The organism is Streptomyces sp. Ru72 (assembly GCF_002920635.1).
Taxonomy (GTDB): domain Bacteria; phylum Actinomycetota; class Actinomycetes; order Streptomycetales; family Streptomycetaceae; genus Streptomyces.
Genome location: NZ_PQSR01000166.1, coordinates 1 through 10,771 on the forward strand (window position 1 = coordinate 1; position 10,771 = coordinate 10,771).

A 10,771-nucleotide genomic window follows, 5' to 3' on the forward strand; every position below is an offset into this window, starting at 1 on the left:
GGCTGGAGCGACGCGGCGAGGGCGCTGCCGCCGGCGGTCGCCACCAGGGCGTAGAGCCCGTCGGCGGTGGCGACACCGAGCGCGGCGCACGCTCCGGTCCGCAGGGACGTACGGGCGGTCAGGGACACCAGGTAGGTCCCGACCGCGCCGACGGGCACCGCGATGCCGTAGCCCGCGACCAGGCCGGCGACGAGTGCGGCGGTCATGGCAGGTGGGGCACGGTCCTCCGCGGCCGGCCGCACCACTGCTGTCGCTCCCCGGCCCGGCGAACGGCGGCGGCGGAGGACGGCGGCAGAAGGGCTTCGGCAATCGGCATGCGCAGAGCCTGGACGACCGGCGGCGCACGGGCAAGCGAATTACTTCGGCCATATGCGACGGCGGGCGCATATGGCCGAACTTCGCGTGGCCCTGTAGATGCCCGAGGCATCTAATGATGATCGGCAAAGGGAATCTTCGTGCGAGGTCATTCATGACGAAAACCGGTACGACCGTGTCGGAGCCTGTGGCCTTCCCCCAGGACCGCACCTGCCCCTACCACCCGCCCGCCGCCTACGAACCGCTCCGCTCGGCCCGGCCCCTGACCCGGGTCACCCTCTACGACGGCCGCGACGTATGGGTGGTCACCGGGCACGCCACCGCCCGTGCGCTGCTCGCCGACCCGCGCCTGTCCTCGGACCGGACCCGGTCCGCGTTCCCCGCCGTCACCGCGCGTTTCGCCGCCGCCCGCAACCGCAGGCTCGCCCTGCTGGGCGTCGACGACCCCGAACACCGCACCCAGCGCCGCATGCTGGTGCCGAGCTTCACGCTCAAGCGGGCCACGGCACTGCGCCCGCGCATCCAGGCCATCGTCGACCGGCTCCTGGACGCCATGGAGGCCGCGGGCCCGCCGGTCGAACTGGTGAGCGCCTTCGCGCTGCCGCTGCCGTCGATGGTGATCTGCGCGCTGCTCGGCGTGCCGTACGCCGACCACGACTTCTTCGAGGAGCAGTCGCGCAGGCTGCTGCGCGGTCCGTCCGTGGCCGACACCCAGGACGCCCGCGACCGGCTGAACACCTATTTCGAGGAGCTGATCGACCGCAAGCGCGCGGAACCGGGGGACGGACTGCTCGACGAGCTGATCCAGGAGCAACTGCGCAAGGGCGCCCTGGACCGGGACGAGTTGGTCTCCCTGGCCACGCTCCTGCTGGTCGCCGGGCACGAGACGACCGCCAACATGATCTCCCTCGGGACCTTCACCCTGCTGCACCACCCCGAACAGCTGGCCGAACTGCGCGCCGACCCGGGTCTGATGTCCGCCGCGGTGGAGGAGCTGCTGCGTTTCCTGTCCATCGCCGACGGGCTGGTGCGGGTGGCCACCGAGGACATCGAGATCGAGGGGACGAGGATCCGGGCCGACGAGGGTGTGCTGTTCTCCACCTCCGTCATCAACCGCGACACCACCGCCTTCCCCGAGCCGGACACCCTCGACTGGCACCGCCCGGCCCGTCACCACGTCGCCTTCGGGTTCGGCATCCACCAGTGCCTCGGCCAGAACCTGGCGCGGGCCGAGCTGGAGATCGCCCTGCGCACCCTCTTCGACAGGCTGCCCGGACTGCGGCTCGCCGCCCCGGCGGAGGAAATCCCCTTCAAACCGGGCGACACGGTCCAGGGGATGCTGGAACTCCCCGTCAGCTGGTAGGAGGCTGCGGCCATGACCGACATCTCCATCTCCATCGACCCCGACGTCTGCATCGGCGCCGGCCAGTGCGCCCTGACCGCCCCCGCAGTGTTCACCCAGGACGACGACGGCTTCAGCCAGGTGCTGCCCGGCAAGGAGGACGGCGGCGGCGACCCACTGGTGCGGGAGGCGGCGCGCGCCTGCCCGGTGGGCGCCATCACCGTCTCGGAGAAGGGGAGCTGACTCCTCACCGCCCCGTGATCGCCGTATCGAGGACGGCGACTGCGAGCCCGCGCAGCCGCACGGGATCGGCGATCGCCTCGTAGGAGGTGATCCTCCCGCCCTCGACCGTCACCTTCAGCACCAGGCGCAGTCGGCCGCGCGGCGCCACCACGGCGCCCACGGTCCCGTCCACCAGCGCCACCTCGGCGAACCGTGCCCGCCCGCGCAGCAGCACCGTCTGCTCCGCCACGGCCCGCGCCCCGCGCAGCTCCGGCGCCCCGCCCGGCGGCAGAGCTGCGGCGTCGGCCCGCCGTACGACATCGGGCGCCAGCACCGCCAGCAGTCCGCCGAGGTCACCGCCGCGTGCCGCCGCGAGGAACGCCTCGACGACCCGCCGGTGCCCGTCCAGCTCGGCGGCCGGCGGCGCGGAGGTGCCACGGACCTTGTGCCGGGCGCGGCTCGCGAGCTTCTTGGTGGTGACGGTCGAGCGGCCCACGACGGCCGCGATCTGCTCGAACGGCACGCCGAACGAGTCGTGCAACACGAACGCCACCCGCTCGGCGGGGGAGAGCCGGTCGAGCACGACGAGCAGCGCCAGACCCACCGAGTCCGCGAGCAGTGCCTCCTCCTCGGGACCGGACGCACCGCCGTCCACCCCCACCTCGTCGGACACCGGCTCGGGGTCCTCGCGTCGGGACGCGCGCGAACGCAGCATGTCGAGACAGATCCGCGAGATCACGGTGCGCAGCCAGCCGGGCAGGTTCTCCACCTCGTCGGCGTCGGTCCTGGCCAGCCGCAGCCAGGTCTCCTGGACGGCGTCCTCCGCCTCACCGAGCGAACCGAGCATGCGGTACGCCACCGCCCGCAGCCGGCCGCGCTGCGCCTCGAACCGCTCGGCCAGCTCCTTCTGCCCGCTCATCGGTCACCTTTCCCTGCCGTGCGCCGTCACCTACCTGACGTACCGAAGTCCCATGAAGTGACAGGAGAGAACCATGGCAGACCCCCGACCGCGGCTGCTGCACCTGGACTCCAGCGCCGGCCCCGCCGCCGAGTCTCTCACCCGCCGGCTGACCACGCTGTTCGCGGACATCTGGTGCGACCGCCACGGCGTCGACGGCTACCGCCACCGCGACCTCGCCGCCGACCCGGTGCCGCCGCTGGGCCCCGCCTACGTCGTCCTCGGCCGGCGCCTGGAGCGCTGCGGAGTCGTCCCGCCCGAGGAGGTCGGCGCCCACACCGGGACTCCGGACGAGCGACGTGAGTGGGCGCTCACCCTGCCGCTGATCCGCGAACTGCGGGCCGCGGGCACCGTGCTGCTCGGCGTGCCGATGTACAACTTCTCCGTGCCCGCCGCGCTGAAGGCGTGGATCGACCGGGTGACCTTCCCCGGCGCCTTCCTCGACCCGGGGACCGGCGGCAGCGCGCTTCGCCACACCCGGGTCGTGGTGGTCATGGCCCGCGGCGGTGCCTACGGGCCGGGCACGCCTCGCCGGGCCTTCGACTTCCAGCGGCCCCATCTGCGCGCCTGGTTCACAGAGCACGGCGTCGCCGAGGAGAACCTCCACTTCGTGCAGGCCGAGATGGCCCTCGCCTCTCTCGTTCCCCACCTGGCCCGTTTCCGGGACCTGGCGGACGCCTCCCTCGCGCAGGCCCGGAAGGAACTGACCGAACTGGCCACCCGGCCCCCCGCCGTGATCACTAAGGTGCGGGCGTGACCCGACACGACAGCACACCCTTCCTCTACGTCGTCGTCTGCGCCGCCGGCGTCGCGCAGGACGTCCTCGAACTGATCACGGCCGCGCAGGAAGGGGACTGGGAGGTGGGCGTCATCGCCACCCCGCTCGCCCTCCGGTTCTTCGACACGGCCGCCGTCGAGGAGCGGACCGGCCGCCCCATCCGGTCCGCCTGGCGCGCCCCGGGTGACCCCCGGCCGTTCCCGGACCCCGACGCGGTGGTCGTGGCCCCCGCCACCTTCAACACGATCAACAAGTGGGCCGCCGGCGCAGCCGACACCCTGGCCCTCGGCACCCTGTGCGAGGCGTACGGGCTCGGCGTCCCGATCGCCGTCCTGCCCTGCGTGAGCGAGGCGCTGGCGGCCCACCCCGCCTACCGCGCGAGCCTCGAACGGCTCACCGGCATGGGGGTGCGGTTCGGTGACCCGTACGCCGGAGAGGCGGCCGAGGACGGCACCCGCCCGCGGTTCCGCTGGGAGCGCGCACTGGACCTCCTCACGCCGCGCCCCTGACGGAGGGCCCGTTTCACCAGGGCGTATGCCGACCCGACGCTCTACTGTCGTGCCATGACCGCAGACCGTATCGCGCTGGCCGTGCACGACCACGGGGGTGACGGGCCGCCCCTGCTGCTCCTGCACGGTGCCGGGCGCACGCTCGCCGACTGGGCGGCCGTGGCCCCGCTCCTCGTGGCCCGGCACCGCGTGCTCGCCGTCGACCTGCGCGGCCACGGCCTCTCGCCGGACGGGCCCTGGCGCCTGCCCGAGGTGCTCGGCGACCTCGAGGAGGTCCTGACGGCGCACGGCATGCCGAACGCTCTGCCCGTCGGGCACTCCTTCGGCGGCATCCTCGCCGTGGTGTACGCGCTGGAGCACCGGGACGTCACCCCCGGGGCCGTGAACCTCGACGGGTTCGGCTGGGGACGCCCGGACCAGTACGTGGGCCTGGACGCGGACTATGTGGCGCAGCATCTCGCCCAGGTACGGGAGTTGCACGCGGCCGGCCAGGGCGGGAAGCTGCCCCCGGACGGGCTCAAGGACCTCCTCGCCGAACAGCGCGCGATCTCCGAGCGCCTCGGCATCCCCTACGAACTGCTGGAGGCCGGCATCCGGCGGTCCGTGCGGGAGCGGGACGACGGGGCTCTGGAGCTGCGGCCGGGACGGGAACAGGCGCTGCAGATGCTCGAGGTCATCGACTCGCTGGACCTGTTCGCCCTGTTCCGCAGGATGACCGCGCCGCTGCTCCTCGGCCGGGCCCAGCGGCAGGTGCCCTCCGTCCCCGGCCTGGACTGGTTCGATCCGATGATGCTCGCCTACGCCAGCGGGCTCGCCCGCGACCTGACCGCCCTCGTCGAGGAGCGGCCCAATGTGACCGTCGCCCCGATCGACGGCACGCACGCCATGCTGCTGGAGAACCCGCGGGCGGTCGCGGACGCCGTCCTCGCCTTCACGTCCTGACCGTGGTGCCCGGGTGCGGACCCACGGCGGCGAACTCGGTGCCGCAGGGGCCCGCGCTTTTCGTCGTTGCCAAGCAACCGGGGCACCCGTGAGTGACGCCGCCGGGAGGGTACCCGAGACTTTCCACGGCATGGAGCAGGCGCCGTGGGACGACCGCTTCTCGTGGGTCCCAAATGGGCGCAAAATCCGGGGTTGACCGGCTCTGGCAGGAACCGGACAGCGTGGTGGAGGCGAGGGACGCCCGTAAAACGTGTTGCGCGCCGCGCAGTCAGGAAGGAGCTGCAACGATGACCGCCCAGCACAGCACGGTGAGTGAGGTGATGACGCGCGATGTCGTCACCGTCCGTCCGGACACCCCGTTCAAGGAGATCGCATCCGTCCTGTCCCGCCACGGCATCAGCGCCGTGCCCGTGGCCGACGCCCGAGGGGCACCCGTGGGGGTGGTGTCCGAAGCCGACCTGCTCCGCAAACAGGCCGAACAGCCCGTCGGCGGACAGCAGGCCGCGCCCGGATGGCCCCGTGAGAAGTCCAAGGCACGTGCGGAGAACGCCGCCGGGCTGATGACCACCCCCGTCGTCACCGCTCACGCCGACTGGCCGGTCGCCCAGGCGGCCCGGGCGATGGACCGGCACCGGGTCAAGCGGCTGCTGGTCGTGGACGAGACCGACCGCATCATCGGCATCGTCAGCCGCTCGGACCTGCTCCACGTCTACCTGCGCCCGGACGAGGAGATCTACGAGGAGATCAACGACGACGTACTTGAGGGAATGCTGGGACTGGAGGAAGAGGAGGTGCAGGTACAGGTCCACGAAGGGGTGGTCACCCTGCGTGGCGAGGTCGAGAACCAGAGCACCGCCCAGATCGCCGAACGGCTCGCCCGCGGGGTGGAGGGGGTGGTCACGGTCAGGCCGATGATCGACTACGCCGTGGACGACAGGGGGAGGGGACCGGCCACAGCCTGACATCGGGGCCGTCGCCCCACATGTCGTCCTGCGTAGCGCCTCCGGGCGTGGGCATGGCATCTGCTGGTGCCGTGCGCAGGGGGACAGCGCGGCACGCACCTTCGCCATTGCGGCGATCAACACCTGGAACCGGCTCGCCGTGGGCTCGCGCACCCGGGTCATCGGCCTGGGCGGCCTCCGGGCCCTCACTCCTGCCCGGGCGTCACAAGCATGAGGAGCATTCCCGTGTCGATCGACGGCTTCGCCGCCCGCGGAACGCTCAGTGTCGCCGGATCCTCTTTCACGATCTTCCGGCTCGAGGCGCCTGCCCGCTGCCGCCCGGTTCCCCTTCAGCCTCGGTCATTTCGACGGCCGCACGAACGATGACGACCGGACACGTGGCGTGCAGCGCACACTGCTGACTCACGGATCCCAGCAGCATTCGACGGAATCCGCCCATGCCCCGGCTGCCCACGACGAGGGCCTCGGCGCCCTCCGCCTCGCTGAGCAGTACCTCGACGGGATTGCCATTGACCAGACGCTTTCGCACCTGGGCAGCGCCGGATTCGCCGAGAACCTGGTCCACCTGGTCGGCAAGGCCGCGCTCGGCGATGGTTCTGTCCATAGTGGGGTCCACCGCGGGAGCGGACCAGCCGTACGCCCAAGGTAGTTCCCAGGCTGCAACTGCCACCACATCTCCGCCGATCAGTCCTGCATACCGGACCGCCCACCGAAGCGCGGCATGCGACGAAGGCGAGCCGTCGACACCCACGACGACATGCGGGGCCGAATCTCTCTTCCCCATAGGATTTGCCCGTTCTGCTCTCATAGACGTCTACGCTGAGCGGCACGGCGACGATTCGCCATTCAGCCGCAGCAGACAGGTGCACCCCGTCGATCCGGCGAGTGGTGGGAGTGCTGCCGCCGGGAATCAGCGTCCAGCCGGTCGAAGGTGGCGACGTAGCGGCCGTGCGGGCGTGAAGACTTTTGGCGCTCGTGCACTCGACCGAAGCGTTCCGGCAGCTGCAGGGCGGCGCGCACAGGATGGTGCATGCACCGATCCCCCTTCGTCGTGGTGTGCGGTGGGGCCGGCACTCCCCGATGTCGTCGTCGAACCGGTAGGTCAGGGTTCGATCAGGCCGGCGCGGATGGCGTAGCGGGTGAGTTCCAGGCGGTCACGCAGGCCGAGCTTCTGGAGCAGGTTGGCGCGGTGCCGTTGGACGGTCTTCACGCTGATGACCAGCAGCTCGGCGATCTCCTTGGACGAGTGTCCCTCGGCCACCAGCTTCAGGACCTCTTCCTCGCGGGGAGTGAGGATCTGGTCGGGGGATTCGTCGCCGTTGCGGGCCCGGTCGAGGTAGTTGCGGATCAGCGCGGTGACCGCGCCGGGATACAGGAAAGGCTCGTCGCGCATCGCGGCCCGGCACGCGGCGACCAGGTCGCGGTCGGCGACGGACTTCAGTACGTACCCGCTGGCCCCGGCCTTCAGGGCCTGGAAGAAGTACTGCTCGTTGTCGTGCATGGTGAGCATCAGGATCCGCAGGTCGGGCTTGAGGGCGGCCAGTTCTCGGGCGGCCTGCAGTCCGGTCATGCGGGGCATGGCGATGTCGAGTACGGCCAGGTCGACGTCGTGGGTGCGGGCCAGTTCGATGGCCTCGGCACCGTCACCGGCCTCGGCGACGACTTGAAGGTCGGGTTCCTGGTCGAGGATGAGCCGCACACCGCGGCGGACCAGCGCGTGGTCGTCGGCGAGCAGGATGCGGATCGTGCTCGTTCCCGTACGCGAAGTCGTGGTGTCGGGCATGTCAGGGCTGCTTCCTGGACACGGGTGCGGTGAGCTGGACCCGGGTGCCGGTGGGGGGTGCCGGGGTGATCTCCAGGCTGCCCCCGATGAGCAGGGCCCGCTCGCGCATGCCGCGGATTCCGGCGCCCTCACGGGGGGCCTTGATGCCGGAGCCGTCGTCGGTGACCGTCAGTGCCACGCCGTCGTCGGTGTGCTGCAGCGCGACGGCGACCCGTTCGGCGTTCGCGTGGCGGGCGACGTTTGTCAGCGATTCCTGGGCAACGCGGTAGAGGACCAGTTCCGTCTCCGGCGCAAGATCGGGCAGGTCGGCGTCGAAGCGGCGGGTGACCTGCAGCCCGGTGTGGGCGGCGAAGTCCTCGGTGAGCGAGGTCAGTGCGCTGACCAGGCCGAGGTCGTCCAGTACACCCGGACGCAGCCGGCGTACCAGGCGGCGGACCTCGTCCAGGCTCTCCCGGGTGATCTCCTGCACCTCATGCAGCTCCTTGCGCAGCCGCGGCGGAGCGTCGTCTGCGGCCCGTTTGAGCCCCAGCAGGATCGCTGTCATGCTCTGGCCGACCTCGTCGTGCAGCTCTTGCGCGATGCGTCGGCGTTCGGCCTCCTGGGCCAGCAGAGCCCGGGCACTGCTCGCAGCCCCTCTCCGTCTCCAGGCGCTCCAGCATGGCGTTGAACGTACGGATCACCTCGGCGATCTCACCACCGCCGGAAACGGGCAGGCGCTGGCCAGGACGCAGCAGGTCTACGGTGGTCATCAGCTTGGTGAGCCGGTCCAGGGGGGCCAGACCGAGCCTCAGCAGCGCGGCGTTGGCGACCAGCATCACCGCCATACCGACGACCAGGATGATCGCCTCGGTAAGCAGAACGGGCACGGACACGGTGACCGGAGTCCACAGGAGCAGCGCCGTGGCCGTGCCCAACACCACGGCGTTGAGGGCGAAGATCCGCCAGAACAAGGACACCAGCCCTGCGCCTCCCCGTCTCGGTCGACCCCCACTGCCGGACATCACCCAGCCGCGCGGTCCGGAGAGCCGGGCCTGCGGCCGGCCTGCCCCCTCCCGAGTGCCCCGTCGATGGCACCTGGACCCCCTTTCCCCAGGGCGCGCACTGTCCGCGACGCTGCTGCATGGATCCCTTGACCCGGCACAAATGGGGCTGCCGCCCGATAGGTATCCGCCACGGGCCCGGCCAGGGTGGAGGAGACACAAAGGAACCACACCCTCAGTGGACGGGCGGGCCCCGAAACGCCGCCGGGCCGCTCGCAGCCCCGTCACGGAACCCGCGCGAAATCCGGCGTGCCGTATGCCGCCGAGAAAGGGATCGACCATGTCGCTCGATGTCAACCGGGCCACACCTCTCCACGACGCTCGTCAGCGCCTGGAACACGCCCGCACGTCCCAGCTCTCGCAGTTGCAGGCCCTCACCGAGACCAGGCAAACCACGGAGGATCACCTGCTGTCCGAGCAGAAGACCGCCATGGAACGGGTCCTCGAAGAGATCGAGGAAGCCTTCGACCGCGTCGAGGACGGTTCCTACGGAACCTGCCTGGCCTGCGGCAGACCCATTCCTGCGGAGCGGCTGGAGATCCTCCCCTACACGCGACACTGCGTGGCCTGCCGGCGCCGCGCCGCCTGACCACTGCCCGTACCGACTCCGTTCTGCGCCCTGCCCTCAGAAGGGGTGAAGTAGTGAACCACCAGATCATCGTCGAGAGCGCGACGCACCTGTCGGCCGAGGATCTTGCGGCGCTGCGCGAGAACCTGCATGAGCAGCGCCTGTTCCGCCAGGAGCAACTGCAGCAGCTCGCCGGCCCGGTCGCCTCCCGCGTCGAGGACCGGCTCCAGCAGCGCGCCGCCGGGCAGGTCGAGGTTTACGTCAAGCTCGCCGCCTCCGCCCGCATGGTCCTCTCCGACGTCGAAGCAGCCCTCAAACGCATGGACGAGGGCTCCTACGGCGTCTGCCGTCTGTGCCGACGTCCCATCGAGCGGGAACGGCTGATGATCGTTCCGCAGGTCCACTACTGCGCCCACTGCCAGCAGGCCAAGCAGGCAGTCCCGTGACCGGCATGTCCCGCTCACCGGCCGCCGCCCCGCAGGGCGGCTGTACTGGCTCCGCTGCGGCGACGGGCAGGTCCCACTCGGCCGGTCGTGGGCATCGGGCACCTGCGGAAATGGGTGCGGGGCCCGATGGTATGCGGCAAGGCCGCGTGTGACGGTGGCATAGCCCCCCGACTGTCGGTTCCCCGGAAGGAGGAGTCATGGCGCAGCCCGCCACCCATGTTGCACAGCGCGATCTTGAGGCGCGGACGCAGCGAAGCGATCCTGACGCGGGGGTACGAGTCAGCAGCAGGTCCCGGATCGCGCCCCCGCCGACCGCCGTGACCGTGCCCTGCAGTACGGCCCGGCAGCCGGCCCAGACCCACGGCGAGGGTCTTCTGCGCCCCCGCTGCCGCCCAGACACTGAGCGCCAGGGCATCCAGCAGGTTGAAGGCCCAGCCGGAGGTGTGGTGGCTCAGGTCGGCCACGAAGGCCAGCAGGGTGCCGCCGGTGGCGACGGCGCGACAAGTGTAGTCGGTCAAGGCCACGGGCGTGCCGTGCTGCAGCAGGGTGTCGCGCAGGACACCGCCGCCCAGGCCGGAGACGATGCCGATGACCAGGAATCCGAAAAGGTCCAAGCGGCGGCTCCGTGCAGCACCCCACCGAGCGTTCCGTTGACGAACACCCCGCCCAGTCCAGCGCCCGGGCACCTCGGTCACGTTCTGGGGCGAAAACGAGCCGGCCACGCACCAGCACCTCCCTCACGTAGTCATCGCATGGCGGTGTGGCGGGGAGGACGCTCGCTGCGGCGACGGCGGAGGATGACCACCAGGTCCACCGTCGAGACGACGGCGAGTGCGGCACAGCCTCCAGCGATGGCCGCAAGTTCAGAGGAGCTCGGGTTGCCGGTCGGCCCGGAACGCGTTGACC

General features: G+C 71.1%; 11 protein-coding genes and 4 pseudogenes. 8 read left to right on the top strand and 7 right to left on the bottom strand.

The window, feature by feature from the left end; genetic code table 11:
* Positions 1-206 (bottom strand): annotated as a pseudogene (locus C3488_RS37785) (lysine transporter LysE); the annotation flags it as partial.
* A gap of 263 nt (positions 207-469) precedes the next feature.
* On the opposite strand from C3488_RS37785, the gene C3488_RS37790 reads away from it, so the two are divergent.
* Both C3488_RS37790 and C3488_RS37795 read left to right on the top strand, forming a co-directional pair.
* Positions 470-1,678: a cytochrome P450 gene (locus tag C3488_RS37790; RefSeq protein WP_103845368.1), complete on the top strand. Its 1,209-nt coding sequence runs from the start codon at positions 470-472 to the stop codon at positions 1,676-1,678.
* 21 nt (positions 1,679-1,699) lie between these two features.
* Positions 1,700-1,900, top strand: a complete 201-nt coding sequence (locus C3488_RS37795) for a ferredoxin (RefSeq protein ID WP_103845377.1) — start codon at positions 1,700-1,702, stop codon at positions 1,898-1,900.
* A gap of 4 nt (positions 1,901-1,904) precedes the next feature.
* On the opposite strand, the gene C3488_RS37800 is transcribed toward C3488_RS37795, so the two are convergent.
* Positions 1,905-2,798 (bottom strand): sigma-70 family RNA polymerase sigma factor, encoded by an 894-nt coding sequence (locus tag C3488_RS37800; protein ID WP_103845369.1) that lies wholly within the window; start codon positions 2,796-2,798, stop codon positions 1,905-1,907.
* A gap of 73 nt (positions 2,799-2,871) precedes the next feature.
* On the opposite strand from C3488_RS37800, the gene C3488_RS37805 reads away from it, so the two are divergent.
* The 4 genes from C3488_RS37805 to C3488_RS37820 all read left to right on the top strand — a co-directional run bounded on the left by C3488_RS37805 (position 2,872) and on the right by C3488_RS37820 (position 6,028).
* The gene (locus C3488_RS37805; protein ID WP_103845370.1) at positions 2,872-3,594 is read left to right on the top strand and encodes an FMN-dependent NADH-azoreductase; all 723 of its coding nucleotides are present in this window, start codon (positions 2,872-2,874) and stop codon (positions 3,592-3,594) included.
* Positions 3,591-4,124: a flavoprotein gene (locus tag C3488_RS37810; RefSeq protein WP_103845371.1), complete on the top strand. Its 534-nt coding sequence runs from the start codon at positions 3,591-3,593 to the stop codon at positions 4,122-4,124. The genes C3488_RS37805 and C3488_RS37810 overlap by 4 nt, the downstream gene beginning before the upstream one ends.
* Positions 4,125-4,178: 54 nt before the next feature.
* Positions 4,179-5,066, top strand: coding sequence for an alpha/beta fold hydrolase (locus C3488_RS37815; protein WP_103845372.1), 888 nt, complete (start codon positions 4,179-4,181; stop codon positions 5,064-5,066).
* Between the two features lie 287 nt (positions 5,067-5,353).
* Complete coding sequence (locus C3488_RS37820) at positions 5,354-6,028, top strand: CBS domain-containing protein (protein ID WP_103845373.1); 675 nt, start codon at positions 5,354-5,356, stop codon at positions 6,026-6,028.
* 280 nt (positions 6,029-6,308) lie between these two features.
* On the opposite strand, the gene C3488_RS37825 is transcribed toward C3488_RS37820, so the two are convergent.
* From C3488_RS37825 to C3488_RS37835, 3 genes and pseudogenes are all read right to left on the bottom strand, one after another.
* Positions 6,309-6,812, bottom strand: a complete 504-nt coding sequence (locus tag C3488_RS37825; RefSeq protein ID WP_103845374.1) for a universal stress protein — start codon at positions 6,810-6,812, stop codon at positions 6,309-6,311.
* Between the two features lie 318 nt (positions 6,813-7,130).
* A complete protein-coding gene (locus C3488_RS37830) occupies positions 7,131-7,811 on the bottom strand; it encodes a response regulator transcription factor (protein ID WP_103845375.1) in 681 nt (226 codons plus the stop codon).
* A gap of 1 nt (position 7,812) precedes the next feature.
* Positions 7,813-8,767, bottom strand: a pseudogene (locus C3488_RS37835) (HAMP domain-containing sensor histidine kinase).
* A 364-nt stretch (positions 8,768-9,131) separates the two neighbouring features.
* On the opposite strand from C3488_RS37835, the gene C3488_RS37840 reads away from it, so the two are divergent.
* Positions 9,132-9,440 (top strand): TraR/DksA C4-type zinc finger protein, encoded by a 309-nt coding sequence (locus C3488_RS37840; protein ID WP_103845376.1) that lies wholly within the window; start codon positions 9,132-9,134, stop codon positions 9,438-9,440.
* A 53-nt stretch (positions 9,441-9,493) separates the two neighbouring features.
* Entirely contained in the window at positions 9,494-9,865 is a 372-nt protein-coding gene (locus C3488_RS37845) for a TraR/DksA C4-type zinc finger protein (protein WP_181139360.1), read from the top strand.
* A 298-nt stretch (positions 9,866-10,163) separates the two neighbouring features.
* Here C3488_RS37845 and C3488_RS42230 read toward each other — a convergent pair.
* A pseudogene (locus C3488_RS42230) lies at positions 10,164-10,280 on the bottom strand (hypothetical protein); the annotation flags it as partial.
* A gap of 106 nt (positions 10,281-10,386) precedes the next feature.
* A pseudogene (locus tag C3488_RS42235) lies at positions 10,387-10,587 on the bottom strand (TRIC cation channel family protein); the annotation flags it as partial.
* Between the last annotated feature and the right edge of the window lie 184 nt (positions 10,588-10,771).